This window comes from Pseudoduganella sp. R-32 (genome assembly GCF_049913245.1).
In the GTDB taxonomy this organism is placed as follows: Bacteria; Pseudomonadota; Gammaproteobacteria; order Burkholderiales; family Burkholderiaceae_D; genus Rugamonas.
In genome coordinates this window covers 6,180,319-6,207,180 of the sequence record NZ_CP183987.1, presented here as the reverse complement: position 1 = coordinate 6,207,180, position 26,862 = coordinate 6,180,319, and the positions used below count along the sequence as shown (strand labels likewise).

Genomic DNA, 26,862 nt, shown 5'->3' with positions numbered 1-26,862 from the left:
GCAATGAAGAAAGCGCTGTTGTTCGCAGTACTTGGCATGGCCGCCGCGTCGCAGGCCGGCGCGCAAGGGCTGTTCAAGTGTACGGTAGACGGCAAGGTGACCTACCAGTCCATGCCATGCGCCAAGGGCGGCGCCCCGCTCGATTACCCGCCGCCGCCGACGGCCGCCCAGGTAAAGGCGGCCCAGGCGCGCGCGCAGGAAGACCGCGAGCGTGTGGACGAACTTGTCGTGCGCAACCGCGAAGCGCGTGCCAGACAGGCCAAGGAGGAAGAGGAAGCGTCGAAGGAGGCCGCCGCCAGTGCGCCAGTGGCAAAGAGCAGCTGCGATTCGCTGCGTTCCCGCCGCGAAGAATTGTACGGCCGGCGCAATGAGAACCGCCGCAATTCCCAGCTCGATGCCATGGCCAAGACCCAGGACGACATCGACAAGCTGGAGGCCCAATACACCAAGGCCTCCTGCGGCCCGCTCGACTGAGGGGCCGCTGCGCCGCGCTGTCTTATTGCGGTGCGGCGGCGGCAGGGGACGTAGCGGCTCCCTGCTGCGGCGCGACCGGAACGGCCTGCAGCGACATTTCACGCAGCTTGCCCAGCACGGCCTTGTCCTTGACCAGCGTGACAGGGCTGATCTTGCCCATGTCCTGATTGACCAGGTAAGCGACCAGTGCCCCAGCGATCGCGCCGCCGGCGGCCGCTTGTCCGTAGCTGAGGCTGCTATGTTTGACGGCGGCACGGCCAGCCACCCCACCTGCGCCGCCAACGGCTGCCATCAGGCCGACGCTGATTTTTTTCGTGACCGGGTCCTTGGCATAGCCGACATCGGCGCAGCCGACGCCTGCGGCTGGCGCTTCGTGCGGCACGCCGTCCATTGAGGTGTACATGTAAATGTAAGGCATCTTCTGCGGATCGTTGGGGATGTAGAAGCCGCCATCGTTGTAGCCGCGCTTGGCGCCGGGATTCCCGGGCTGGAATATGGAAATGCCGCCTTGCGGAGCGCGGTAATAGGTGCCTTCCGCATCCTCTTTTTCCGAAACGTAGGGGCCGCGCTCAAGGCGGGTTTCGGTCACCAGCTTGAGGATGCCGGCTTCATCGACGGCGGTCATGGCCTCGGGCAGCTGGATGCAGGTGATGTTGGCCGGCGTTGCCAGCTGGTCCGGTGCGATCAGCGGGGCGTTGTTGGCGCAGCCGCCGAGCATTGCGCTGGCGGCCAATGGGAATAGCAGTTTCTTGTACATGATTATCCTGTGGTATTGACCCCGGAAACGGACCGGTCACCACAGGATAATTACTTCATGGCAATCTTGCAATAAAATAATCAGGTTTGCCCAGATTACTTTTTCTTTTCTTCCTCAGGCTGCGAGAAGTTCAGCTCCGGCTGCTGCTCGTCGTCCTGCTTTTGCGCAGGTAGCGATTCCGGAGCCGCCGGCTGCTCGATATGCAGGTCGCCCGACTCCACCTTGCCGCCCGTGCCCCGGTCGAGGAAGGCGGTGACGGTTTGCGGCAGCGCAGCCACCAGCAGCACCATCAGCATTTGCAGGCCGACCCATGGCAGGGCGCCCCAGTAGATATCCGAAGACTTCACTTCTTTCGGCGCCACGCCGCGCAGGTAGAACAGCGCGAAGCCGAAAGGCGGGTGCATGAAGGAGGTTTGCATGTTCACGCACAGCATCACGCCGAACCATACCAGCGCCGCCGATGCCGCCGCCTCCGGACTGCCCATCAGCGGCTCCAGTTGCGGCGCCAGCACCTTCTGCGCCACCGGCGCCAGCATCGGCACCACGATGAAGGCGATCTCGAAGAAGTCGAGGAAGAAGGCGAGGAAGAACACGAACAGGTTCACCACCAGCAGGAAGCCGATCCAGCCGCCCGGGATGCCGTTGAACAGGTGCTCCACCCACAGCCCGCCGTCCACGCCCTGGAACACCACGGAGAAGCAGGTGGAGCCGATCAGGATGAACACCACCATTGCCGTCAGGCGCATGGTGGACTGGTAGCTCAGGACGATCAGGTCGCGCAAGGACTTGATCTGGCTGGCGCGGATCACGATCCAGGCCACGCACACGTACAGCACGGCCAGCGCGCCCTGCACGACAGGCTTGGCGCCTTCCACAAAGGCGCCCAGCAATGCCGCGGCCGCCAGGGCCGCCATGCCGATGCGGAAGAAGATCTTGTCGCGACCGTTGAATTCCGGATGGCGCAGGGCTGCCAGGATCACCGCGCCCAGCGCACCCATGGCGCCCGATTCGGTCGGCGTCGCAACGCCCAGCATCATAGTGCCCAGCACCATGAAGATCAGCACAGCGGCCGGCACGATGCCTTGCAGGCATTGCTTCCACAGCGCCCAGCCGCGCGGGCCCAATTCGTTCTGCGGCGCCGGCGGCAGCCATTGCGGCTTCACGCGCGACAGGATGAAGGTGTACAGCGCGAACAGGCCGATCTGCACCAGCGAAGGGCCCCAGGCGCCAAGGTACATGCTGCCGACGTCGGCGGCAGCGGTCGGGGTCTTGAGCTGGTCGGCCAGCACCACCAGCACCAGCGACGGCGGCACCAGCTGGGTAATGGTGCCGGAAGCGGCCAGCACGCCGGTGGCGTAGCGCATGTGGTAACCGTAGCGCATCATCACCGGCAGCGAGATCATGGCCATGGCGATCACCTGCGCCGCCACGGTGCCGGTGATCGCGCCAAGGATGAAGCCGACGATGATCACCGAGTAGCCCAGGCCTCCGCGCACGCCGCCAAACAGGCGGCCCATGGAGTCGAGCATGTCCTCCGCCAGGCGGCACTTTTCCAGCACCGCGCCCATGAAGGTAAAGAAGGGGATCGCCAGCAGCAGGTCGTTGGCCAGCACGCTGCCGAAAATCCTTTGCGGCACTGCCTGCAGGAAGGGCACGCCGAAGAAACCCTGCGCAATCGCGATAAAGCCGAAGAACAGGCCCACCGCCAGCAGCGAGAACGCTACCGGGAAGCCGACCAGCATGAATACGACCAGGCCACCGAACATCAGCGGCGGCATCATCTCCAACGGAATCATTGCACTGGCCTTTCGTATTTGCTGTCCAGGTTGGCTTGGCCGGCGAGGTGGGCGATGCGCTTGATCAGTTCAGAAATGCCTTGCAGGGTGAGCAGGGCAAAGCCGACGGGCACCACGAATTTGATCGGCCAGCGCGCCAGGCCGCCGGCGTTGCTCGATTGTTCCATGATGGCCCAGGAAGGCAGGAACAATGATTCCCACGACAGCCAGGCAAACAGGATGCAGGCCGGGAACAGGAAGAAGATGATGCCGAAGACGTCGATCCAGAGTTGCTTGCGCTCGGAGACGTGGCCGTAGACCAGGTCGACGCGCACGTGCTCATTGCGCTGGAAGGTGTAGCTGGCGCCAAGCATGACGGCGGCGCCAAACAGGTACCACTGCATTTCGAGCAGGGCGTTGGAACTCCAGTCGAAGCCATAACGGATCATGGCGTTGCTGGCGCTGATGAAGCATGAGGCGAGGATCATCACATTGGCCAGCTGCCCGCAGCGGTAGCCAAGGCGGTCAAGCCAATGCGACAGGCGAAGAAACTCCTGCATTGCGTCTCCTGGTGATTGGATTATTTATTGCAAGGATATTAGCCGAGAATCACCCCGAATTGAATCGCTCCCCGGGGACGGTTGACGTTTCGCCACGAAAAAACTGGACAGGTGACAATTAAGCATTTAAGATATTCGTTAAATGCTTAATTAAATAAAAGTAGTACTCCGGCATTGGCTGGAGCGCCCGTCGGGTATAGACTAGAGGCCTCGCCGCGCAGTGCGGTGCCCCCTCAACAGAAAACCAGCATGTCGGACAAAGTATTTGAAGCATTGGCATCGACGCCACGTCGACTGATCCTCGCCTATCTCTCTGAGCAGGAGATGACGGCCGGGGAGGTGGCTGCCCGCTTTGAAATGAGTGCGCCTGCGGTTTCCCGTCATTTGTCCGTCCTCGAAGGTGCAGGCTTGGTCAGCAGCGAGCGTCGCGGCCAGTATGTGTATTACAAACTGATGTCCGACAACCTCGTCAATACGCTGACGCAGTTTGCCTTTGCGCTGTGCCCGGTCGCCGGGCCAATCAAGCGCGAAAGCAAGGCCAGGAAAAAGGCCGGCGAAGCGTAAATCGCCAGTACACGCAGACCGCAATGATGGCCTTTCATGGGCCAGGGTTTCTTGCACGCTTTTTTTGACTTAAAGGGGCAACGCATGGACGTTGGGGCATACCGCAACGGAGTCAAGGCCTACACGCCTTTCTTCCTTCACTGCTACGACCTGCTGGTGATCGGTATCTTTACCAGGTATTTCTGGAAGTGCGAGGGGCAGCGTTATATCGACATCTACCGCCGGCATGCCGGGCGCCGCCATGCCGACATCGGCGTGGGCACCGGATACTTCCTGGACCATGCCGGGCTTGACGAGGGAAGGCAGCAGATTGCCCTGATCGACCTGAATCCGAACTGCCTGCGCCACACGGCACAGCGCCTGCAGCGCTACGTCCCCGATTGTCATGTGCGCAACGCGTTCGAACCCATTGCCATCGGCGGCACGGTCGATTCAATCTGTATCGGCGGCCTGATTCACTGCGCGCCGGGGACGATGCGGGACAAGGGCCGCATTTTCGACGCCATTGCGCCGCTGTGCGCACCCGGGACGACGCTGTTCGGCTACACGCTGCTGGGCAAGGATGCGCCGATGTCCTGGTACGCCAGGGCCCTGATGGGCTTCATGAACTGGCTGAAAGTGGTGGACAACCGGGACGACTCGCTGGACGCCCTGCACGCCGAATTATCGCAACGATTCAGCCAGGTCGAAGTCTGGCTGGTTGGATGTAACGCTTTCTTCACTGCCAAAAACCATAAGGATGCTACAAGATGAACATCGCTCAAACGGAACGCATCATCGACGCCGACATCGCGGAAGTATGGGATAAAGTCTGCTTTTACGAGGAAGTGAAAGCCAGGCCGAACTGGTTCCTGCGCTGGACCTTGCCCCTGCCCGTGAGGACAGTCGGCGACCACAAAACGGTAGGCACCCTGTGCCGGTGCGAGTATGGGGACGGGCAGTACATCATGAAGCGCATCACGAAGTCGACGCATAACGCTGCGCTTGAATTCAGCGTGACCGAAGCCAGCGAACAGTTCCAGCGCCATCTCGCGCTGAAGGGCGGCAGCATCCATTTGACCCGCCTGTCCGGCAGCCAGACGCTGGTGAGCATGGCCACCAGCTACGAGCCCAAAGGATCGGAAAGCGCTTTGCGGCGCCTGCTCGTGGACCTCGTGATCCGCTCCATGCACCGCTTCGTCATGCGGGACATGGCGGACAGCATCCGCCACGCCCGCAAGGCTCAACCTGCCAACTGCTGACGCACGCGGGAAATCGCCGCGCGCACCTGGTTCGGCGCCGTGCCGCCAACGTGGTCGCGCGCCGCCACCGAGCCTTCCAGCGTCAGCACCGCAAATACATCCTCGCCCACCAGCGGCGAGAAGGCACGCAGCTGCTCCAGCGACATCTGTGCCAGGTCGATCTTCAGGTCGTCGCAGGCGCGCACCGCATGCGCCACTGCTTCGTGCGCATCGCGGAACGGCAAGCCCTTCTTCACCAGGTAGTCGGCCAGGTCGGTCGCAGTGGCGTAGCCCTGCAGCGCGGCCGAACGCATCGCCTCCGGCTTGACGGAGATGCCGCCCGCCATGTCGGCGAAGATGCGCAGGGTGTCGACCACGGTGTCGACGGTGTCGAACAGCGGCTCCTTGTCTTCCTGGTTGTCCTTGTTGTAAGCCAGCGGCTGGCCTTTCATCAGGGTCAGGAGGCCCATCAGGTGGCCGTACACGCGGCCGGTCTTGCCGCGCGCCAGTTCCGGCACGTCCGGGTTTTTCTTCTGCGGCATGATCGAGGAGCCGGTGCAGAAGCGGTCGGCGATGTCGATAAAGCCGACGCGCGGGCTCATCCAGATAATCAGTTCTTCCGACATGCGCGACACGTGCATCATGAGCAGCGAGGCGGCGGCGGTGAACTCGATCGCGAAGTCGCGGTCCGACACGGCATCCAGCGAGTTGTGGCACACATCGTCGAAGCCAAGGGTCCTGGCCACGCGCAGGCGGTCGATCGGGAAGGTGGTGCCGGCCAGTGCGGCGGCGCCCAGCGGCAGGCGGTTCACGCGCTTGCGGCAATCCTGCATGCGCTCGACGTCGCGGCCGAACATTTCAACGTAGGCCAGCATGTGGTGGCCGAAGGTGATCGGCTGCGCCACCTGCATATGGGTGAAGCCGGGCAGAATCACGTCCGCATTCTTCTCGGCCAGGTCGACCAGGGCGCCGCGCAACTGCTGCAGCAGGCCGGTGATGTCGTCGATCGCAGAGCGCACGTACAGGCGGATGTCGGTGGCCACCTGGTCGTTGCGGGAGCGGCCGGTGTGCAGGCGCTTGCCAGCGTCGCCAACCAGCTCGGTCAGGCGTTTTTCGATATTCAGGTGCACGTCTTCCAGGTCGAGCTGCCATTCGAACTGGCCGCCGTCGATCTCGGCGCTGACCTGGGCCAGGCCTTTCTGGATCGCAGCCAGGTCGGCGGCCGGGATGATGCCTTGGGCAGCCAGCATGTCGGCGTGCGCCAGGGAACCCTGGATGTCGGCCTTGGCCATGCGCTTGTCAAAAAACACCGAGGCGGTGTAACGTTTCACGAGGTCGGAAACAGGTTCGGAGAAGCGAGCGGACCAGGCTTCCGCCTTCTTGGAGAATTGATCTGTCATAGTGGCTTTGCGGTGAGATTTGCACGAGAAATTCAAACGATTATAAATTAGTAGGAGAGTCAATGAAGAAGTTAGCAAGTTTGCTACTGTTGGTGCTGGCCAGCGGTAGCGCCTTCGCGCAGGGTGCGCGTCCGTCCGACGTGGCATCCGTGGACGGCATCGTGGCCGCCCTGTACGACACCATTTCCGGCCCCGCCGGCAAGGCGCGCGACTGGGACCGCCTGCGTTCCCTGTTCCGCAACGATGGCCGCATGGTGGTGCACAGCACCGGCAAGGATGGGGCGCTGAATACCCGCGTACTGTCGCTGGAAGACTACATTACCCGCGTCACGCCGGTGTTTGCGAAGGAAGGCTTCTACGAATCCGAACTCGCGCGCAAGGGCGAGGAATATGGACAGATTGCCCAGGTCTTCAGTACCTATGAGGCGCGCCACGCGCCGGCGGACAAGCCTTTTGTGCGCGGCATCAATTCGATCCAGCTCGTCAATGACGGCAAGCGTTGGTGGATTTCGCAACTCCTGTGGCAGCCGGAGGGCGAAAAGACCCCGCTGCCGGAGCGCTACCTGAAGCCGCAATAAACAAAGTGTGCGCCGGCGCGCGATAAGGTTTTACTCCACCGTTGCGTCCGGCTACACTGTCGGAAAGGTATTACCCAGATGTCTAGCAGCGATGCCAGTGAGCAAGCAGAACAGGAGGCCATCGTGAAGCTGTACTCCCCCGCCGGCCTGGCCCGATTGGGCCTGGCCTTGCTAGCCGCCTGCGGCCTTCCTATCCACGCCCGCGAAGCGCCGCCCAAGAATCCCGTGCCGGCAACGACCGGGCGCACCAGCACCACGCCGCCGCCCGACGCGCCGTCCAGGCCTCCGGCGGCGCCGCCTTCGACTCCCGCCCCATTGCCCGATACGGTCGCCCCAGTGCGCATCGTGGCGGGCGCCAGCGCTACCGTCAGCGGCGGATCGGCTGCCATCGCACCTTCTCCCGTGGCGGCGCACCAGGGCTCGCTGGTCATCATCGGCGGCGGCCTGCGCGGCGACAATGCCGACGTGTGGCAGCGCGTGGTGAAACTGGCGGGCGGCAAGGGCTCGCGCATCGCCGTCTTCCCTTCTGCCGCGGGCAATCCGGAACGTTCGGCCCAGACCATCATCGGCTACCTGCGCAAGTGGGGGGCGGATGCCTTCCTGGTGCCGGTTGCGGTGCGCCTGGCTGGCAGCGATTACCGGAAGAACGCCGACGACGCAGCATTGGCGAAGAGGATCCGCGAATCGGACGGCGTATATTTTGCCGGCGGCGACCAGGGGCGCATTACCAAGGCGCTGTTGCGGGAGGACGGCACCCAGACCGCGGTGCTGGAGGCGGTGTGGGACGTGTACCGCCGCGGCGGCGTGATTGCCGGTTCCTCGGCCGGTGCGGCCATCATGAGCAGCACCATGTTCGCCAATCCGAAAGCCGTCCTGTCGATGCTGCAGACCGGCATTGCCGATGGGCGCGAGCTGGGACCGGGCCTTGGCTTCATCGGCGACGACGTGTTCGTGGACCAGCACTTGCTGGTGCGCGGCCGCTTTGCGCGCATGATCCCGGCCATGCTGGCCAAGGGGTACCAGATCGGCCTTGGCATCGATGAGGACAGCGCGATGGTGGTGAATGCCCAGCGCGAGGTGGAAATCATCGGCTACAAGGGGGCGCTGCTGATCGACCTGTCGCGCGCCGAGTGGGACAAGGAAGCGCCGCACTTCGGCGTGCGCAACGCCGTGATCAGCTATCTCGACCGGGGCGACAAATTCAATATCGGCACCCATATGTTTTTGCCGTCCAACGACAAGGCAGGCGGCCGCATCGACCCGACGCGCACCCTGGGCCGCGGGGCCGTGTTCAGCAATGACGTGCTGGGCAATAGCGCCGTGATCGACCTGATGGAACGGCTGATCGACAGCAACCAGGAAGAGGCGATCGGCATTGCCAGCGGTAACCCGCGTGCCAGCGGGACCGAGGTCGGCTTCGAGTTCCGTTTCACCAAGACGCCAGAGACGGTGGGCTATGTCTCCAGCGTGGCTGAGGCGTATTCGGTGCTGAATATCCGCCTCGATATCCGGCCTATCGAAATCACGCGGCCGCTATACAAATATAAATGACGATTTCCTGAATCCGGCGGCGGCGCAGCCGCGTATATGCCATGGCAACCAACCACAGAGGAGGAAACCATGGCACCCATCAAGCAAGCTGCTGTTCAGTTAGCCCTGCTGTCGGCCCTGGCGCCGGCGGCGCAGGCATCGAGCCACCGCGAAGCGCCATTCATTACGCGCGAACCCAAGGTCGACGGAACAGACTTCTACATGTTCCGCAGCTACGAGCCGGGGCGCGAGCAGTTCGTGACCCTGATCGCCAATTACGTGCCCTTGCAGGATGCGTATGGCGGACCGAATTTCTTCACCATGGATCCGGATGCGCTGTACGAGATCCACATCGATAACAATGGCGATGCGCGGGAAGACCTGACTTTCCAGTTCCGCTTCACCAATACTTTCAAGAATGCGGCGTTCACGGTGGGCGGCAAGAAAGTGCCGATTCCGCTGGTGATCAATGGCGGGCCGATTAACGAGGTGAATGCGGCCGGGCTGAACGTGCGCGAGACCTATACGGTGGGCGTGGTGCGCGGCGACCGGCGCGGCGTGCGCCAGGCGGTGCGCATGGCGGGCAACGGCGCCACGGTGTTCGACAAGCCAATCGATAATATCGGCAACAAGTCGATTCCCGATTATGCGGGGTATGCGGGCAAGCATGTCTACACCGTGAGTATTCCCGGCTGCGAGGTGCCGGCGCGCTTGTTTGTCGGGCAGCGCAAGGATTCGTTCGTGGTCAACCTGGGCGAAACCTTTGACCTGATCAACATCAAGGCGCCTGCGGTGGAATTCCTGGCCAATGCGGAGAAGAATGCGCGCGACGACCTGGACGACAAGAACGTGACATCCATCGAGATGGAAGTGGCGGCCCGTTGCCTGACTTCCGGCACGGAGGCGGTGATTGGCGGCTGGACCACGGCCAGCCTGCGCCAGGGACGTTTGATCAATCCGAACGGCGGCTCGAAGGAGGGCGGGGCATGGACGCAGGTGTCGCGGCTCGGCATGCCGCTGGTGAATGAGGTGGTGATCGGCTTGAAGGACAAGGACCGCTTCAACCACAGCAAGCCAGTGCAGGATGGGCAGTTTGCGGACTACGTCACCAATCCAACCCTGCCGGCACTGGTTGAAGTGCTGTTCGGCAGCGCGGGCGCCAAGGCGCCTGTCAATTTCCCGCGCAATGACCTGGTAACGGTGTTCCTTACCGGCGTGCCCGGGCTTAACCAGCCTGCGCGCGTGAAGGCATCGGAGATGCTGCGCCTGAATACTTCGATCGCCCCGGTTGAAAAGGGCGCGCAGAAACGGCTGGGCGTGATCGATGGCGATAACGCCGGCTTCCCCAACGGACGCCGGCCGGGCGACGACGTGGTCGATATCGCCTTGCGTGTCGTCATGGGCAAGCTGTGCACGCTGAACATCGGCTGCGCGCCCGGCGACGCGCCGGCGGGGGCTATTCGCTTCACCGATGGCGCTTTCCTGGACGACAGCTTCTTCAGCGCTGGCTTCCCCTACCTGAAGACGCCGATTCCCGGCTCGCCGCAGCAATAGGGGGCGCGATCATGAAACGCCTTTGTCTTGCCATGGCGGCCGTGCTGCTCGCCGGCTGCGGCGGCGGTGGTGGCGATGCCGCTTCGACGATGTCGATATCCGATCCGGTGCCGGCCCCGCCGCCGCCCGGCGACACCTTCACCTCCGCCCTCGTTGCGCTGGTCCGCAGCGCGCCTGAAACCACCGAGCCTGCCGATGTCGATGGCACGGCGCTGGGCCAGCCTGACGGCGGTGAGCCGGTCGCGCTGGAGTGAGGCCGGCATGAAGCCCGATACCTGCATCATCCGCGCTGCCGCTTCGGCCCTCGCCGCAGTTGCAGCCACGGCGCTCCCGCTGCCCGGCCTGGCCGCGCCGTTTGTGCCGCAATCCGGCGCCCAGGTGCTGGAGACGCTGCCGCGCTGGGGCGATGCCCCGGATGCGGCATTGCGCCGCCAGCGTGCGCAGATAGCCGCTGCGCCGCACGATCCTGTCCTTGCCGCAGAAGCCGCGCGGCAGTACATCGAGCGTGGCCGCGCGTCGGGCGATCCACGCTATTTCGGCTACGCGCAAGCGGTGCTGGCTCCCTGGTGGAAGTCTGCTGCGCCGCCGGTCCAGGTATTGCTGCTGCGCGCGACGCTGCTGCAATCCAGCCATCGCTTCGCCGAGTCGATCCGCGACCTGGGCGCCGTCACGCGCGCAGACCCGGCCAACCCCCAGGCCTGGCTGACGCTGGCGACAGTGCAGGTGGTGCGGGGCGAGTACGACGCGGCCGTTCGCAGCTGCGGACGGCTCTCGTCGCTGGCCAGCCAACTGGCCGGCATGGCCTGCCTTGCCAACGCCCGCGCCGCCAGCGGCCAGCTTGCAGCCAGCGAACACCTGCTGGCGCTGGCCATCGAACGCTCGGGCAGGGGCCAGGGCGCATCGTCCGCATCGGACGCCGGCTTGCGGCTCTGGGCATTGACGCTTTTCGGCGAACTGGCATATCGGCGCGCCGATGCCGTGCGCGCAGAAGAGCGTTTTCGCCTGGGGCTCGGCCTGGCGCCGGGCGATAGCTACTTACTTGGCGCTTATGCCGACCTTTTGCTGGACCAGGGACGCGGCGAGGAAGTGCAGGCGCTGCTGCGCAAGCACCTTCGCATCGATGGCCTGCTGCTGCGGCACACCATCGCCGCGTCGCGTTCCGCGCCGGCCGCGCCGGCCGTGACAAGCGCCGTTGCAGATTTGCAGGCGCGCTTCGATGCGGCTGCCCGCCGTGGCGACGCGATCCACCAGCGTGAACAGGCCCGTTTTGAGCTGCATTTGCGCCATGACGCGCGCGCTGCGCTGCAGCTGGCGCTGGCCAACTGGCAAGTGCAGAAAGAGCCTGCAGACCTGCGCATACTGCTGGAAGCGGCACTCGCGGCGCGCGATCCAGAGGCTGCCCGCCCGGCGCTGGCATGGCGTCGCCGGCATGGCCTTGAGGACAGCCTGGTCGCTTCGCTGGCACGGCAGCTGGAGGGAGGCGCACCATGATCGCCCGACAATTCCGCGCATGCAGGCTGGCCGGACTGATCTTCCTGACCTTACTGTTGGCCGCCGGCACGGCGCACGCCCACAAGCCAAGCGATAGCTACCTGGCGCTGCGCCTGGCGGCTGCCGTCCCGGCGGCGGCGCGCCAGCTGCGCCTTGTCGACGGCCGTTGGGACATTGCCTTGCGCGACCTCGATTTCGCCCTTGGGCTGGATGCCGATGGTGACGGCAAGCTGACGTGGGATGAAGTCCGGTCCCGCCATGCTGACATTGCCACCTATGCCATGCCGCGCCTCGGCCTGGCGCCGGGCTGCCGGCTACGCGTGACAGGCCAGCAAATCGACCTCCATACTGACGGCGCTTACTCCGTCCTGCTGCTGCAAGGCGAATGCGAAAGCGGCACCGCCTTCGCCATCAACTACCAGCTGTTCGCCGACCTGGATGCGCAGCATCGCGGCATGGCCAGCATTACGGTCGACGGCCGCACGCAATCGGCCGTGCTGGGCGGTGAGCGCACGGGGCTCGCAGCAGCCGAGGGCGGTGGCGGCGGCAACGCGTGGCAACAGGCCGGCAGCTACCTGCACCACGGCATCTGGCACATCTGGACCGGCTACGACCACATCCTGTTCCTGCTTTCCCTGTTGCTGCCGGCGGTGCTGGCAAAAGGCTGGCGGCCGGCTGGCGTGGATGTGCTGCGCGTCGTCACGGCCTTCACGCTCGCACACTCCATCACGCTTTCGCTCGCGGCGCTGCAAGTGGTCGCGCTGCCAAGCCGCCTGATCGAAACCGCCATCGCGGCCTCGGTCGCGGTCGCGGCGCTGAACAACATCTGGCCTCTGGTGCAAGGCAGGCGCTGGCTGGCCGCCTTCGCCTTCGGGCTGCTGCACGGCTTCGGTTTTGCGGGAGTGCTTGGCGACCTTGGCCTGCCGAAAGGCTCGGCGGTACTCGCGCTGGCAGCGTTCAACGCGGGCGTCGAACTGGGACAGCTGGCAATTGTGGCGGCCTTCCTGCCGCTCGCATTCGCCATGCGCCGCAGCTGGATCTACAAACAGTTGATGGTGAAGGCCGGCTCGGCCGGCATCGCCGTGCTGGCCATGTTGTGGATCGTCGAACGGGCTACTGTGTAATTACATGGCCCGTACCCACGGGCCTTTGTACAGCACAGGCCCGGTCGGCCCGTTCGGATCGGGTGATCCGCCGCGCGGCTCCAGCGAGATCGCCAGCATCACGACGTCGTCGCCGACAGCGCCCGACGCGAGCGAGAACGTTGCACGCCCATCGCTTCCCAGTACGCCCAGCGAACGTGGAGATCCTTTCTTCGGAATCGCCCACAATTGCAATGACCGGTCGACCGGCACCGGTGCGCCGCCGACGATATGGGCCTGCAGCAGGCGCTTGCTGGTGTCGGCCTTCACCAGCAGGGCAGGCTGCGCTTGCTGGTCGGTCAATGTCGCGATCAGGTCGTAGCTAGGCCCGCGTAACTGCTGCAAGCTGATCGCCACCACCAGCCCCGCCGCCACTGCGGCTGATGCCGTTCCGAGCCCGAAGCCGCGCCAGAAATGCCAGCTGCTGCGTTCCGGCTTCAGGTGCAGGCGCATTTCGATATTGCGCCAGAGCTGGGGCGATGGCTCGGCCGTGTGCACGAATTCATGCATCGGCAGCAGGCGGCGCTCCCATTCCTTGACCAGCATGCGCAGGGCGGCATCAGTGTACATCCAGCCTTCGAAGCGGCGGCGTGCACCGCCGCGCAAGGTGCCAAGCACGTATTCGGCGGCCAGCTTGTCGCGCAAGGCATCGTTGCCGCGGATCTTCATGGGGCTTCTCCTTGCGACAGGCAATGCTTGAGCTTTTCCATGCCGCGCCGGATCCATGTCTTGATCGTGCCGACCGGCAGCGACAGGCGCTGCGCCACTTCGGTGTGCGACAGGTCATGGAAGAAGGCGAGTCCGATCGCCAGCCGGTGCAGGCCTTCCAGCCGCGCCATGCAAGCAATGAGCGCACGGGCGTCGCTGCTCATTTCACTCGCCTCGGCGGGTGAGCTTGTGTACTCGTTGCGAAATGCTTCATGATCCAGTTCCACCGTATCGTCCGTGCGGCGCAGGATATCCAGCGCCTTGTTGCGGACTATGGCAGCCATCCACGTCAGCGGCGCTGCCAGGCCGGCCTGGTAGTGCGGCGCCGCGTGCCAGATCGACACGAAGCCTTCCTGCAGCGCTTCCTCGGCCAGTTCCCGCTTCTGCAATATACGCAGGGCAAAGCCAAACAGTTTCGGCGCGGCTGCATCGTACAGCGCGCGAAACGCCACGGCATCCTGGCGGCCGGCCGCTGCCAGCCATGTTCTTAGCTGTTCGGGTTCGATGGGCATGGGGCCATCTTATGCCGGGCTTACGGGGCGGTCTACTGTATTCCGCAAAGCAAAGCTACAATAACCGCCACCAAAACCACACTGGAGACTTCATGTCGTACCTGAACCGACTGCTGGCGGGAGCGGCGCTGAGCACCGCGGCCGGCCTTGCGCTGGCGGCGCAACCTGCGACCGTGCGCCTTGACTATATGCACACCGGTAACGCGCTAAACGAAAGTTATGCGATCGAACAAGTTGTGATTGAGCCGTTGCCATGGCCCGGCGATATGTCCAAGACAATCGATACCACTAACCGCGGCGTGAACAAGGTTGAAGTGGCGGACGCCAAGACCGGCCAGGTGCTGTACACCCGCACCTTCTCCACCATCTTTGTTGAGTGGAAGTCGACCGAGGAGGCGGCCAAGCTGACGCGCGGCTTCCATGAGTCGGTGCGCTTCCCCAAGCCTGACCGCCCGGTCAAGGTGCGCATCCTGAAGCGTGATGAGCGTAATGAATTCTCCGTGGTGTGGAGCGTGGACGTCGATACCGATGCGATGGATGTGGTGCGCAAGCAGGATGCGGCGCCCGCCAAGCCGATCCCGATCCGTGTCAACGGGCCGAGCGAGAAGAAGGTCGACTTGCTGATCCTGGGCGACGGCTACACCAAAGCCGACATGGCCAAATTCGAAGCCCGGGCACGCAAGCTGTCCGAATACCTGTTCACGGTATCGCCGTTCAAGGAGCGGGCCAAGGACTTCAACGTATGGGCGATGGCGGTGCCGACGCAGGAGAGCGGCGTGTCGCGTCCTTCCACCAACAGCCACCATGCATCGAAGCTGGGCACGCGCTACGACATCTTCGGCAGCGAACGTTATGTGCTGACCATCGACAACCGCGCGCTGCGCGAGATTGCGCAGCACGCGCCGTATGAGTTCATCGAGATCCTGGTCAACAACGATACTTACGGCGGTGGCGGCATCTACGGGCAATTCAGCACGGCCGCCGCGGATAACGATTGGGCGAACTATCTGTTCGTGCACGAATTCGGCCACCACTTCGCGGGCTTGGCGGATGAGTATTACACCTCGCCGGTGGCTTATGCCACGGGCGGAGTGCGCATGGAGCCATGGGAGCCGAACGTGACGGCCTTGCTGGATCCGGCCAATGTGAAGTGGAAGAAGTTTGTGACGCCGGGGACTGCGTTGCCGACTGCCTGGCCGAAGGCGGAGTACGAGGCGCATTCACGCGAGTACCAGAAGATTCGAGCGCAACTGCGCAAGGATAATCGTCCGGAAGCGGAGATGAGCAAGTGGTTCAAGGAGGATCTGGCCTGGACCAATGCGCTGTTCTCGAAAGCGCCGAACCGCAAGGCCGTGGGAGCGTTCGAAGGAGCGAACTACGAAGCGACGGGCTACTATCGTTCGCAGCAACAGTGCCTGATGTTTGACCGCAGCGAGGAGTTTTGCGCGGTGTGCAGCGATGCGGTGCAGGAGACAATTGACTTGTACGCCCCGCGCTAAACCGGTAAACCAGTGTCAGACCCATAGGGTCTGACACTTGGCCTGCGGCCGCCGCGTTACAGTGTCTGACCCTGCGGGTCAGACACTAGGTTGCCGGTTCAGGTGTTCGGCGCCAACCCAGTCGGCTTGATCCGCACCGGCATCGGCTTGCCCTTGCGCGCGCGCTTGCCGAAGTGCGGCGCCAGTGCCGTCGGCCCCATGCGGTCTTCCTTCGCCTTCGCAGCATTGCCAATCCCCTGCACGGTCACGCCCTTGTCGGTGATCGCGCAAGCAGCAACCAGCTTCTCCTTGTCGGCCAGATCCATCAGGATCACGCCGCGGCCGCCGTTGGACAGCACCTTCATCTCGTCCATGCCGAACACCAGCAGGTTCGATTTCTCGGAAATGACCGCCACCGCGCTCGCGCCATCGGCCACCACGGTCGGTGGCAGCGGCTTCGCGCCCTCATCCAGCGTAATGAACGACTTGCCGCCCTTCAGTCGCGACACCATATCGCCGGCCTTGGCGATAAAGCCATAGCCCGCATCGGACGCCAGCAGTAGCTGCTTGTCGCCATTGCCCGCGAAGTAGTGCAGCAGGCGGGCGCCGCCCGACAGGTCGACCAGCGTGGTAATCGGTACGCCGTCGCCGCGCGCATTAGGCAGGGCGGCCACGGGCACGGAATACACCTTGCCGTTGTCGCCGAAGCCCAGCAGGGTATCGACCGTACGGCACTCGAATGCGCCATACAGCGAATCGCCGGCCTTGAAGGTGAACTGCGCAGGATCGTGGCCGACGCCGGACCGTGCGCGCACCCAGCCTTTTTCGGAAATGATTACGGTGACCGGTTCGTCGGCCACCTTCTGTTCAACGACAGCCTTCTGCGCTTCCTCGATCAGGGTGCGGCGTGCGTCGCCGTAAGTCTTGGCGTCGCCGTCGATTTCCTTGATGACCAGGCGGCGCAGAGTGGACGGATTGTCCAGCACGTCCTGCAGGCCTTCGCGCTCCTTGCGCAGCTCGGCCAGTTCCTGTTCGATCTTGATCGCTTCCAGGCGTGCCAGTTGGCGCAAACGGATTTCCAGGATGTCTTCAGCCTGGCGGTCCGACAGCTTGAAGCGTTCGATCAGCGCCGCCTTCGGCTCGTCCGAATTGCGGATGATGGCGATGACCTCATCGATGTTCAGCAGGACGATCTGGCGGCCTTCCAGGATGTGGATGCGCTCATCGACCTTGTTCAGGCGGAACTGGGTGCGGCGGGTCACGGTGGCGAAGCGGAATTCAATCCACTCGCCCAGGATTTCGCTGATGCCTTTCTGGCGCGGGCGGCCATCGCCGCCGATCATCACCAGGTTCATCGACGCTGAAGTCTCCAGCGAGGTGTGCGCCAGCAGCATGTGCATGAACTCGGTCTGGTTCTGGTTCTTCGATTTAGGCTCGAACACCAGGCGCACAGCGGCCTCGCGGCCGGATTCGTCGCGCACCTTGTCCAGCTGGCCAAGCAGCAGGCCCTTCAGCGCAACCTGTTCCGGCGATAGGGCTTTCTTGCCCAGTTTGACCTTTGGATTGGTCAGCTCTTCGATTTCTTCCAGCACCTTCTGCGATGAAGTACCTGGGGGAAGTTCGTATACAACTGCCTGCCACTGGCCGCGCGCCAGTTCTTCGATCTTCCAGCGAGCGCGTACCTTCATCGAGCCGCGGCCGGACGCGTACATGTCGTCCAGTTGCGCGCGCGGAGTGATCAACTGGCCGCCGCCAGGGAAGTCCGGGCCCGGGATCAGTTCCATCAGTTCCGCGTGGCTGATCTTCGGATTGCGGATCATCGCCACGGCAGCTTTCGCCACCTCGGTCAGGTTGTGCGAAGGGATTTCGGTCGCCAGGCCCACAGCGATACCGGAGGCGCCGTTCAGCAGCACCATCGGCAGGCGCGCCGGCAGCAGGGCCGGTTCTTCGTACGAGCCGTCGTAGTTCGGGATGAAGTCCACGGTGCCCTGGTCGATTTCGTCCAGCAGCAGTCGCGAGATCGGGGGCAAGCGGGCTTCGGTGTATCGCATTGCCGCTGCGCCGTCGCCGTCGCGCGAGCCGAAGTTACCCTGGCCGTCGATCAGCGGATAGCGCAGCGAGAAATCCTGCGCCATGCGCACCAGCGCGTCGTACACCGACTGGTCGCCGTGCGGGTGCAATTTACCCAACACGTCGCCGACCACGGTGGCGGACTTGCGCGGCTTGGCGGTCGGGCCCAGGCCCAGTTCATTCATCGAGTACAGGATGCGGCGCTGCACCGGCTTCTGGCCGTCGCACACGTCCGGCAGGGCGCGGCCCTTGACCACGGAAATGGCGTAATCCAGGTAGGCGCGCTCGGCGAAGGTCGAAAGGGTCAGCGATTCGCCGCCGTCATCACCGCCGCTGCCGCCATTTGGCGGCAGTTCCGGGGTTGGTTCGTCAAAGAGATTTGCTTGAGTCATAGTTTTTACTTTCTAACTGGTAATTCGGCCGGGTGGCCGTCCCGTCTGACCCGCGGAGTCAGACACCAGGCCCGCACCGGTCGCGTACCAGTGTCTGACCCCGCGGGTCAGACACTGCTTTACCGGTTTTAGATATCCGCTTCCACTTCGTTGCCGTGTTCTTCAATCCACGCGCGGCGGGCGGCGGCTTCGCCTTTGCCCATCAGCATATTGAAGCGCGAGGAGGAGTAGCTGTGGTCGAAATCGCCCAGCGACACCGGCAGCAGGCGGCGGGTGTCCGGGTTCATGGTGGTTTCCCACAGCTGCTCGGCGTTCATCTCGCCCAGGCCCTTGAAGCGGGAGATGGTCCAGGAGCCTTCCTTCAAGCCGTCCTTGCGCAGCTTGTCTTCAATGGCCACCAGTTCGCCGTCGTCCAGCGCATACAGCTTCTGGATCGGCTTCTTGCCGCGCGCCGGTGCGTCAACGCGGTACAGCGGCGGACGCGCCACGCAGATGTGGCCCTTGTCGATCAGGGCAGGGAAGTGGCGGAAGAACAGGGTAAGCAGCAGCACCTGGATGTGGGAGCCGTCGACGTCCGCATCGGAGAGAATGCAGATTTTGCCGTAACGCAGGCCAGACAGGTCAGGCGAATCGCCATGATTGTGCGGATCGACGCCGATCGCCACCGCGATGTCGTGGATTTCGTTGTTGGCGTACAGGCGGTCGCGGTCAGTCTCCCAGGAGTTCAGCACCTTGCCCCGCAGCGGCAGGATGGCCTGGAACTCCTTGTCGCGGCCCATCTTGGCCGAACCGCCCGCCGAGTCGCCCTCGACCAGGAACAATTCGGTGCGGGTCATTTCGTCCGATTCGCAATCGGTCAGCTTGCCCGGCAATACAGCCACGCCTGACGACTTCTTCTTCTCGACCTTCTGCGCGGAGCGCAGGCGCGATTGGGCTTGCTTGATCACCAGCTCCGCCAGCTTCTTGCCGTAGTCGATGTGCTGGTTCAGCCACAGTTCCAGCGCGGGCTTGGAGAAGGTCGATACCAGGCGCACCGCATCGCGCGAGTTCAGGCGCTCCTTGATCTGGCCCTGGAATTGCGGGTCCAGCACCTTGGCCGACAGCACGAAGGAAGCGCGGGCAAACACGTCTTCCGGCAGCAGCTTCACGCCTTTCGGCAGCAGCGAGTGCAGCTCGACGAAGTTCTTCATTGCGCCGAACAGGCCTTCGCGCAGGCCCGATTCGTGGGTGCCGCCGTTCGGGGTCGGAATCAGGTTGACGTAGGATTCGCGCACCACGGCGCCTTCCTCGGTCCATGCCACCACCCAGGACGCGCCTTCGCCTTCGGCAAAGCCTTCCGCATCAGGGGTGGCGAACTGCTCGCCCTCGAACAGGGGGATCAGGGTTTCGCCGCCGGAGGTGGTTTGCGCCAGTTGCTCGTTCAGGTAGCCGCGCAGGCCGTCCTTGTACATCCAGGTCTGTTCGTCGCCGGTCTTGGCATTCTTCAGCGTGACCGATACGCCGGGCAGCAGCACGGCCTTGGAGCGCAGCAGGCGTTGCAGCTCGACCTGCGAGATCAGCGGCGAATCGAAATACTTCGCATCCGGCCAGGCGGTCACGCGGGTACCGGACTTCTTGCCATCCTTCGGCGCCGGCTGGGAGCTCAATGGCTCGACCAGGTCGCCGTGTTCGAAGGCGATCTGGTGGAAACCGTTGCCGGCGTCGTCTTTACGCCACACTGCAATTTCCAGGCGCTTGGACAGCGCGTTGGTGACGGATACGCCGACACCGTGCAAGCCACCCGAGAAGGCGTAAGCGCCGCCCGAGCCCTTGTCGAACTTGCCGCCCGCGTGCAGGCGGGTAAAGACGATTTCCACCGTCGGCACGTTTTCTTCAGGATGCAAGCCGACCGGAATACCACGGCCGTCGTCTTCGACGGTGATGGAACCGTCGGCATTCTGCGTCACGATGATGTTTTTGCAATGGCCGCCCAATGCTTCGTCCGAGGCATTGTCGATCACCTCCTGGATGATGTGCAGCGGGTTCTCGGTGCGGGTGTACATGCCCGGGCGCTGCTTGACGGGTTCCAGTCCTTTGAGGACGCGGATAGATGATTCGCTGTAGTCGGAAACTGGTTTTTTAGTGGCCATACGTGTTATTGGTAATGCAAAGTGCTGTGATTATATACAGTATTTTCCGGTTTGACGGATCGCATGCTTGCGCATTCTATCCGCTACGGCCGGTGGCGCAAGGGAATCGCAGCGTTAAAATGGGTTTTATGACTACAGATCGGCGCCCGTTCGCAGTCAGGCTGGTCGGCTTCCCCCAGGAAGCCGAGCGCGCGCTCGCGCTGGGACTGGCCAAGGCGCCCGCCGACGGACCGGCCTATCTCTGCCTGACCGAAGACAGCCTGCAGGACCCTGATATTTACCTGGCCAACGGCACGGAACTGAAAGCGCTGGCAGCCATCGCATCGTTGGCTGCAGGCGACATCCGGCCGGCGCTGGTGCTGGGAGCGACCGGCGTGCTCCTGCCATATCCGAACCTGCCGCTACCAGTGCAGTGGAGCGCCATGTATGCGGAACTGGGCCGCCTGCTCCAGCGCCGCGCCGACGTGCTGGCCGGCCTGTCGGCTTCCGTCGATTCGCTGGTACCCGAGCGTCGGCGCCGCGAGCGGCTCGACCTCGATCTGACCGATCCCGCTGTCTATGAAAAGATGCGCAAGCCGCGCCGCGAGGGCGCCGTGCTGTGCGTCGATGCCAACGCCAATTTCAGCGAGCAGCTGGGCCAGTCCCTGAAACAGTTCGGCACTGCGGTGCTGTGGGCGGTGGACGGTGTGGCAGCGCTGACGCATTGCCGCCAGCAGCCGGTGGCTGTGGTACTGATCGACTTCGCCGCCCCGATCATTGACCATTACCTGCTGTGCGCCCAACTGCGCAGCCTGGAGGCGCAACCCGAAGTGATCTTCCTGGTGCAGTCGGCCCACGACTACGACCTGACGCGCGGACGTGCCGCCGGCGCCGCCGGCATGCTGGACAAGCCGCTGGCTGAACACCAGGTGCAGGCGGTGCTGCGCAAATTCATGCGGCTGTAGGTATTTTTATGCGGCGTTGATTTGTCGCTGCCTTCTATTTAGACCGTTTTTACGCGCCGATCGATACGCTTTCGTCACCTTCTTTTTGACGAAAGCGAATGTATGAAGAACGCGTTATTCCTGGCGGCGGCGATGCTGTCCGCTCCTGCCTTTGCCAATGATCTGAGCTTCAACGCTGCGCTGGCCAGCGATTACCGCTATCGCGGGATCTCGCAATCGCGCCTGCAGCCCGCGTTGCAGGCCGGCGCCGATCTTGCCGACAGGGGGACAGGCTGGTACGCGGGCGCCTGGGCATCGGCCATCAACTGGACGCGCGATGCCGGTGGGGCCGGCCGCGTGGAGCTGGATATCTACGGCGGCAAGCGCGGCCAACTGACGGCAGATGTCAGCTACGACGCGGGCGTGCTGACCTATGTTTATAAGGGGCGCATCCCAGGCCTCGATAACCCTGACACGACGGAGATCCACGGCCAGCTTGGATACGGCCCGGCGACCTTGAAATACTCGCATTCCGTGACCAGCCTGTTCGGCTTCGCCGACAGCAAAAACTCCGGCTACCTGGACCTGGGCGCAAATGTCGATGCGGGCGCCGGCTACACCATCAACCTGCACGCTGGCCACCAGCGCGTGAAAAACAATGGCGTCGCCGACTACAGCGACTGGAAGCTGGGCGTGAGCAAAGACCTGGGCATCGCCAGCGTGCAGCTGGCTGCCGTCGGCACCAATGCCGGCAAGGCAGCCTACGCCTCGCCAGCCAACGGCAAGTTCCTGGGCAAGAGCGCCTTGCAGCTCACGGTCAGCCGGACCTTCTGATTTTTACACCTTGTTTACACCGCTTTGCCGAGTCTTTACACCGAATTTAGGCGTGTCTCGATAAGCTGGTTCGCATGCAAACAAGACCTTTCGGGGAACCTGATGGACATCGTTTTTATTGGCGCAATCGTCGCCTTTTTCGTGCTGGTTGTCGCCATGGCGGCCGGTTGCGACAAGCTGGGAGGGAAGCAATGAATATCTTTTATCTCATCGGCTCCGTCGCCACGGCCGGCTTGCTGGTCTACCTGCTGGCTGCCCTTCTGAAAGCGGAGGACCTGTAATATGACCCCCCAATCCTTCCTGCTGCTGGCCGTCTTCCTGCTGGTCCTGGTCGCCGCAGCGTGGCCGCTCGGCGCCTTGCTGGCTCGCGTGGCCGATGGCAGCAAAATCCCTGGCCTTGGCTGGCTGGCTGCAGTCGAAAGGCTGCTGTATCGTGCCGCTGGCGTGCCGGGCGACGAAGCGCAGCGAGGCATGGGCTGGAAGGCCTACGCCAAGGCACTTCTGGTCTTCAATCTCGTTGGCACCCTGTTTGTCTACGCTGTTCAGCGCTTGCAGGCCTGGCTGCCGCTTAACCCCCAGGGCCTGCCTGGCGTCAGTCCGGACTCCTCCTTCAATACCGCCGTCAGCTTTGTGGCCAACACCAACTGGCAAGGCTATGCGGGCGAACAGACCATGAGCTATTTGAGCCAGATGCTGGCGCTCGCCGGCCAGAACTTCTTCTCGGCGGCCACCGGCATTGCCGTGGCCTTTGCCCTGATCCGCGGTTTCGCCGCGCGCTCGGCAAAGTCGATCGGCAACTTCTGGGTCGACCTGACCCGCACCGTGCTGTACGTATTGCTGCCTTTGTCCTTTGTCTTTGCAGTATTCCTGGTCGGCCAGGGATCGATCCAGAACTTTTCCGCCTATAAGGAAGTGAACCTGGTGGAACCGGTGACTTATACCGTCCCGGGCGCCACGCCCGAGGCCCCTGCCCAAACCCAGAGCGTGGCCACGCAAACCATCGCGATGGGCCCAGTCGCTTCGCAGGAAGCGATCAAGATGCTGGGCACCAATGGCGGCGGCTTCTTCAACGCCAACTCGGCGCACCCGTATGAGAACCCGACGCCGCTGTCCAACTTCGCACAGATGCTCGCCATCTTCCTGATCCCCGCCGCGCTGTGCTTTACCTTTGGCCGCCTGGTGGGCGATCGCCGCCAGGGTTGGGCCGTGCTGGGCGCTATGACCATCATGTTCGTGGTCGCAGCTACCGGCATCACCGCTGCGGAGCAGGCCGCGCAACCGGCACTGCAAGCAATGGGCGTCGACCAGTCAGCCACGTCATTGCAGGCTGGCGGCAATATGGAAGGCAAGGAAACGCGTTTCGGCATCGCCGCCACAAGCCTGTTCGCCACCGTGACCACGGCTGCATCCTGCGGCGCCGTGAACGGCATGCACGATTCCTTCACGCCCTTGGGCGGTGCAGGGCCGATGCTGCTGATGCAGCTGGGGGAAGTGGTGTTCGGTGGCGTGGGCTCTGGCCTGTACGGCATGCTGGTCTTCGCCATCATGGCGGTGTTCATCGCCGGCCTGATGATCGGCCGCACCCCGGAATACCTGGGCAAGAAGATTCAGTCGTATGAAATGAAAATGACGTCGATCGCCATCCTGGTGACGCCGACCCTGGTGCTGGTGGGGACCGCCATCGCCGTCATGCTGGAAGCGGGCAAGGCCGGCGTTGCCAATCCGGGCGCGCATGGTTTCTCCGAGATCCTATATGCCTTCAGCTCGGCCGCCAACAATAACGGCAGCGCCTTCGCCGGGCTTTCCGCCAATACGCCGTTCTACAACATCATGCTGGCCGTCGCCATGTGGTTTGGCCGCTTCGCGATGATCGTGCCGGTGCTGGCGATAGCCGGCTCGCTGGCCTCCAAACAGCGGCTTCAGGCCAACGCCGGCACCATGCCGACCCATGGCCCGATGTTCGTAATGCTGCTGGTAGCCGTGGTGCTGCTGGTGGGCGTGTTGAATTACGTTCCTTCGCTGGCGCTTGGCCCGGTGATCGAACACCTGCAATTGTATAAATAAGGAGTGCACACCATGTCGCAATCCCAGGCGATTCCACTCGCCCAACCAGGCCAGCGCCTCAAGCTGCTCGATTCGCAACTGGTGGTTCTTGCCATCGCCGATGCGTTCCGCAAGCTGAGTCCCGCGGTCCAATTGCGCAGCCCCGTGATGTTTGTCGTCTATATCGGCAGCATCATTACCACGCTGCTTTACATCCAGGCGCTGAACGGCGTGGGCGAGGCCAGCTCCGGCTTTATCCTTGCCATAGCCGTGTGGCTGTGGTTCACCGTGTTGTTCGCAAATTTTGCTGAAGCGCTGGCCGAAGGCCGCAGCAAGGCGCAGGCGGCTTCGCTGCGCAGCCTGAAGCAGAGCGTGATGTCGAAGCGCCTCGCGGCGCCACAACATGGCACCGCCTGGTTGCCATGCCCGGCCACCGACCTGCGCAAGGGTAACTACGTGCTGGTGGAGGCCGGCGACATCATACCGATCGACGGCACCGTGATCGAAGGCGTGGCCTCGGTGGACGAAAGCGCCATTACCGGCGAGTCCGCGCCGGTCATCCGCGAATCGGGCGGCGACTTTTCTTCCGTTACCGGCGGCACCCGCGTGCTGTCCGACTGGCTGGTGGTACAGGTCACCGCCAACCCGGGCGAAACTTTCCTCGACCGCATGATCGCCATGGTGGAAGGCGCCAAGCGCAAGAAGACGCCGAACGAGATCGCGCTGACGATCCTGCTCGTGGCGCTGACCATCGTGTTCCTGATCGTGACCGCGACCTTGCTGCCGTTCTCGCTGTTCTCAGTGGCGGCCGCGCAGGCGGGTTCGCCGATCACCATTACGGTGCTGATTGCGCTGCTGGTGTGCCTGATCCCGACCACCATCGGGGGCTTGCTGTCGGCCATCGGCGTGGCAGGCATGAGCCGAATGATGCAGGCCAACGTGATAGCCACCTCCGGCCGCGCGGTGGAAGCAGCTGGCGATGTCGACGTGCTGTTGCTGGACAAGACCGGCACCATCACCCTGGGCAACCGCCAGGCGTCGGCCTTCTTCGCGGCACCGGGCGTCACCGAGCGCGAACTGGCCGATGTGGCGCAACTGGCCTCGCTGGCGGATGAAACGCCGGAAGGCCGCAGCATCGTGGTGCTGGCCAAGCAGAAGTTCAATATCCGCGAACGCGAACTGTCGCCGTTGCATGCCTCCTTCATTCCGTTCTCGGCCAACACCCGCATGAGCGGTGTCGACATGGAGGGACGTGAAGTGCGCAAGGGCTCCGCCGACGCAGTGCGCAAGCATGTGGAAGCGGCCGGCCAGCAATGGCCTGCCGAAGTGGGCCGCACTGTGGAGGATGTATCGCGCCGCGGCAGCACGCCGCTGGTGGTGGCCGACAATGGCCGCGTGGTGGGCGTGGTGGAACTCAAGGATATCGTCAAGGGCGGCATCAAGGAACGCTTCGCGGAGCTGCGCCGCATGGGCATCAAGACCGTGATGATCACCGGCGACAACAAGGTGACCGCCGCTGCGATTGCGGCAGAAGCCGGCGTCGACGACTTCCTGGCCGAGGCGACGCCTGAGGATAAGTTGAAACTTATCCGCAGCTACCAGTCCGACGGCCGCCTGGTCGCCATGACCGGCGACGGCACCAACGATGCGCCCGCGCTGGCCCAGGCCGACGTCGCCGTGGCCATGAGCTCCGGCACCCAGGCTGCCAAGGAGGCAGGCAATATGGTGGACCTGGATTCGAATCCGACCAAACTGCTGGAGATCGTGGAGATCGGCAAGCAGATGCTGATGACGCGCGGCTCGCTGACCACGTTCTCGATTTCGAACGATATTGCCAAATACTTCGCGATCATCCCCGCAGCCTTCGTCGGCACCTATCCGCAACTGAAGGCGCTGGACGTCATGCACCTGGCCAGCCCCAACTCCGCCATCATGTCCGCCGTGATCTTCAACGCGCTGATCATCGTGTTCCTGATTCCGCTGGCCCTGAAAGGCGTGCGCTATCGCGCCATCGGCGCCACCGCTCTGCTGCGCCGCAACCTGCTGGTGTATGGCGCCGGCGGCCTGGTCCTGCCGTTCATCGGCATCAAATTGATCGACATGCTGCTGGCAGCGTTCAACTTCGTTTAAGCTGGAGAACAAGATGATTTCGACTATTCGTCCCGCGCTGGTGTTGTTCGGCGCACTGACCCTGGCCTGCGGCGTGATCTATCCCCTTGCCGTCACAGGCGTTGCCTCGGCGGCTTTCCCGGCCCAGGCTGGCGGTTCCATCCTGGAAGTGGACGGCAAGCCAGTCGGCTCAAAGCTGATTGGCCAGCAATTCACCTCGGCGAAGTATTTCTGGGGCCGCCCGTCGGCCACCGGCCCGATGCCCTACAACGCCAACGGCTCCGGCGGCTCCAACCAGGGCCCGCTCAACCCCGCCTTCACCGATGCTGTGCGCTCCCGCATCGAAGCGCTCAAGGCTGCCGATCCGGGCAACACGGCGCCAATCCCTGTCGACCTGGTCACGGCCTCGGGAAGCGGGCTCGATCCGGAGATCAGCGTGGCCGCTGCTGAATACCAGCTTCGGCGCGTGGCGGACGAGCGACGCATCGCACCGGACAAGGTGCGGGCGCTGATCGCCGAGCATGCGTCGGGCAAGGTCATGGGCGTCTTCGGCGAGCCGCGCGTGAACGTCCTGGCGTTGAATCTGGCGCTGGACGAGAAAACGCCGCATACTCGCTGA

25 protein-coding genes are annotated in these 26,862 nt (G+C 63.5%); 17 read left to right on the top strand and 8 right to left on the bottom strand.

The window, feature by feature from the left end:
• Positions 1 to 3 precede the first annotated feature (3 nt).
• Entirely contained in the window at positions 4 to 474 is a 471-nt protein-coding gene (locus tag ACN9MU_RS28400) for a hypothetical protein (RefSeq protein ID WP_426336440.1), read from the top strand.
• A 22-nt stretch (positions 475 to 496) separates the two neighbouring features.
• Here the strand turns inward: ACN9MU_RS28400 and ACN9MU_RS28395 are convergent, their stop codons facing one another.
• The 3 genes from ACN9MU_RS28395 to ACN9MU_RS28385 form a co-directional block, all read right to left on the bottom strand.
• Positions 497 to 1,231: a hypothetical protein gene (locus tag ACN9MU_RS28395; protein WP_426343789.1), complete on the bottom strand. Its 735-nt coding sequence runs from the start codon at positions 1,229 to 1,231 to the stop codon at positions 497 to 499.
• Positions 1,232 to 1,326: 95 nt separating this feature from the next.
• A complete protein-coding gene (locus tag ACN9MU_RS28390; RefSeq protein WP_426319310.1) occupies positions 1,327 to 3,027 on the bottom strand; it encodes a TRAP transporter large permease in 1,701 nt (566 codons plus the stop codon).
• Entirely contained in the window at positions 3,024 to 3,566 is a 543-nt protein-coding gene (locus tag ACN9MU_RS28385; protein ID WP_426319309.1) for a TRAP transporter small permease subunit, read from the bottom strand. Before ACN9MU_RS28385 ends, ACN9MU_RS28390 begins: the two co-directional genes overlap by 4 nt.
• A gap of 249 nt (positions 3,567 to 3,815) precedes the next feature.
• Between ACN9MU_RS28385 and ACN9MU_RS28380 the strand changes: the two genes are divergently transcribed.
• The 3 genes from ACN9MU_RS28380 (at position 3,816) to ACN9MU_RS28370 (ending at position 5,371) form a co-directional block, all read left to right on the top strand.
• Positions 3,816 to 4,130, top strand: coding sequence for a metalloregulator ArsR/SmtB family transcription factor (locus ACN9MU_RS28380; RefSeq protein ID WP_426319308.1), 315 nt, complete (start codon positions 3,816 to 3,818; stop codon positions 4,128 to 4,130).
• A gap of 84 nt (positions 4,131 to 4,214) precedes the next feature.
• Positions 4,215 to 4,883: a class I SAM-dependent methyltransferase gene (locus tag ACN9MU_RS28375; protein ID WP_426319307.1), complete on the top strand. Its 669-nt coding sequence runs from the start codon at positions 4,215 to 4,217 to the stop codon at positions 4,881 to 4,883.
• Entirely contained in the window at positions 4,880 to 5,371 is a 492-nt protein-coding gene (locus ACN9MU_RS28370) for a hypothetical protein (RefSeq protein ID WP_426165009.1), read from the top strand. The genes ACN9MU_RS28375 and ACN9MU_RS28370 overlap by 4 nt, the downstream gene beginning before the upstream one ends.
• Here the strand turns inward: ACN9MU_RS28370 and argH are convergent.
• The gene (gene argH / locus ACN9MU_RS28365) at positions 5,353 to 6,750 is read right to left on the bottom strand and encodes an argininosuccinate lyase (protein WP_426165008.1); all 1,398 of its coding nucleotides are present in this window, start codon (positions 6,748 to 6,750) and stop codon (positions 5,353 to 5,355) included. The genes ACN9MU_RS28370 and argH overlap by 19 nt on opposite strands.
• Positions 6,751 to 6,812: 62 nt before the next feature.
• Here argH and ACN9MU_RS28360 point away from each other — a divergent pair, with 62 nt between their 5' ends.
• The 6 genes from ACN9MU_RS28360 (at position 6,813) to ACN9MU_RS28335 (ending at position 13,027) form a co-directional block, all read left to right on the top strand.
• Positions 6,813 to 7,328 (top strand): hypothetical protein, encoded by a 516-nt coding sequence (locus ACN9MU_RS28360; protein WP_426336437.1) that lies wholly within the window; start codon positions 6,813 to 6,815, stop codon positions 7,326 to 7,328.
• Positions 7,329 to 7,451: 123 nt separating this feature from the next.
• Entirely contained in the window at positions 7,452 to 8,879 is a 1,428-nt protein-coding gene (locus tag ACN9MU_RS28355; RefSeq protein WP_426336436.1) for a cyanophycinase, read from the top strand.
• Between the two features lie 69 nt (positions 8,880 to 8,948).
• A complete protein-coding gene (locus ACN9MU_RS28350; RefSeq protein ID WP_426319303.1) occupies positions 8,949 to 10,412 on the top strand; it encodes a DUF4331 domain-containing protein in 1,464 nt (487 codons plus the stop codon).
• An 11-nt stretch (positions 10,413 to 10,423) separates the two neighbouring features.
• Positions 10,424 to 10,666, top strand: coding sequence for a hypothetical protein (locus ACN9MU_RS28345; protein WP_426165000.1), 243 nt, complete (start codon positions 10,424 to 10,426; stop codon positions 10,664 to 10,666).
• Positions 10,614 to 11,903 carry a hypothetical protein gene (locus ACN9MU_RS28340; protein ID WP_426319302.1) on the top strand — a complete coding sequence of 430 codons (1,290 nt, stop codon included), beginning with the start codon at positions 10,614 to 10,616 and terminating at the stop codon, positions 11,901 to 11,903. Before ACN9MU_RS28345 ends, ACN9MU_RS28340 begins: the two co-directional genes overlap by 53 nt.
• Positions 11,900 to 13,027 carry a HupE/UreJ family protein gene (locus ACN9MU_RS28335; RefSeq protein WP_426343788.1) on the top strand — a complete coding sequence of 376 codons (1,128 nt, stop codon included), beginning with the start codon at positions 11,900 to 11,902 and terminating at the stop codon, positions 13,025 to 13,027. The genes ACN9MU_RS28340 and ACN9MU_RS28335 overlap by 4 nt, the downstream gene beginning before the upstream one ends.
• On the opposite strand, the gene ACN9MU_RS28330 is transcribed toward ACN9MU_RS28335, so the two are convergent.
• Positions 13,028 to 13,714: an anti-sigma factor gene (locus ACN9MU_RS28330; protein WP_426164994.1), complete on the bottom strand. Its 687-nt coding sequence runs from the start codon at positions 13,712 to 13,714 to the stop codon at positions 13,028 to 13,030. It lies immediately after the preceding gene.
• The gene (locus ACN9MU_RS28325; protein ID WP_426343787.1) at positions 13,711 to 14,265 is read right to left on the bottom strand and encodes a sigma-70 family RNA polymerase sigma factor; all 555 of its coding nucleotides are present in this window, start codon (positions 14,263 to 14,265) and stop codon (positions 13,711 to 13,713) included. Before ACN9MU_RS28325 ends, ACN9MU_RS28330 begins: the two co-directional genes overlap by 4 nt.
• Before the next feature lie 92 nt (positions 14,266 to 14,357).
• Here ACN9MU_RS28325 and ACN9MU_RS28320 point away from each other — a divergent pair, with 92 nt between their 5' ends.
• Complete coding sequence (locus tag ACN9MU_RS28320) at positions 14,358 to 15,764, top strand: M64 family metallopeptidase (RefSeq protein ID WP_426343786.1); 1,407 nt, start codon at positions 14,358 to 14,360, stop codon at positions 15,762 to 15,764.
• A gap of 98 nt (positions 15,765 to 15,862) precedes the next feature.
• Here the strand turns inward: ACN9MU_RS28320 and parC are convergent, their stop codons facing one another.
• Together parC and ACN9MU_RS28310 are read right to left on the bottom strand one after the other, a co-directional pair.
• Positions 15,863 to 18,205 carry a DNA topoisomerase IV subunit A gene (parC, locus tag ACN9MU_RS28315; RefSeq protein ID WP_426343785.1) on the bottom strand — a complete coding sequence of 781 codons (2,343 nt, stop codon included), beginning with the start codon at positions 18,203 to 18,205 and terminating at the stop codon, positions 15,863 to 15,865.
• 128 nt (positions 18,206 to 18,333) lie between these two features.
• Entirely contained in the window at positions 18,334 to 20,334 is a 2,001-nt protein-coding gene (locus ACN9MU_RS28310; protein ID WP_426164986.1) for a DNA topoisomerase IV subunit B, read from the bottom strand.
• Positions 20,335 to 20,462: 128 nt separating this feature from the next.
• Here ACN9MU_RS28310 and ACN9MU_RS28305 point away from each other — a divergent pair, with 128 nt between their 5' ends.
• The 6 genes from ACN9MU_RS28305 to kdpC all read left to right on the top strand — a co-directional run bounded on the left by ACN9MU_RS28305 (position 20,463) and on the right by kdpC (position 26,862).
• The gene (locus tag ACN9MU_RS28305; RefSeq protein ID WP_426336434.1) at positions 20,463 to 21,278 is read left to right on the top strand and encodes a response regulator; all 816 of its coding nucleotides are present in this window, start codon (positions 20,463 to 20,465) and stop codon (positions 21,276 to 21,278) included.
• Positions 21,279 to 21,380: 102 nt separating this feature from the next.
• On the top strand, positions 21,381 to 22,091 hold the full coding sequence (locus ACN9MU_RS28300; RefSeq protein ID WP_426336433.1) for a TorF family putative porin: 711 nt from the start codon (positions 21,381 to 21,383) through the stop codon (positions 22,089 to 22,091).
• A 191-nt stretch (positions 22,092 to 22,282) separates the two neighbouring features.
• A complete protein-coding gene (locus tag ACN9MU_RS28295) occupies positions 22,283 to 22,372 on the top strand; it encodes a potassium-transporting ATPase subunit F (protein ID WP_426164980.1) in 90 nt (29 codons plus the stop codon).
• Position 22,373: 1 nt separating this feature from the next.
• Positions 22,374 to 24,155, top strand: coding sequence for a potassium-transporting ATPase subunit KdpA (kdpA, locus tag ACN9MU_RS28290; protein ID WP_426164978.1), 1,782 nt, complete (start codon positions 22,374 to 22,376; stop codon positions 24,153 to 24,155).
• A 12-nt stretch (positions 24,156 to 24,167) separates the two neighbouring features.
• The gene (gene kdpB / locus ACN9MU_RS28285) at positions 24,168 to 26,264 is read left to right on the top strand and encodes a potassium-transporting ATPase subunit KdpB (protein ID WP_426336432.1); all 2,097 of its coding nucleotides are present in this window, start codon (positions 24,168 to 24,170) and stop codon (positions 26,262 to 26,264) included.
• Between the two features lie 13 nt (positions 26,265 to 26,277).
• Complete coding sequence (kdpC, locus tag ACN9MU_RS28280) at positions 26,278 to 26,862, top strand: potassium-transporting ATPase subunit KdpC (protein WP_426164974.1); 585 nt, start codon at positions 26,278 to 26,280, stop codon at positions 26,860 to 26,862.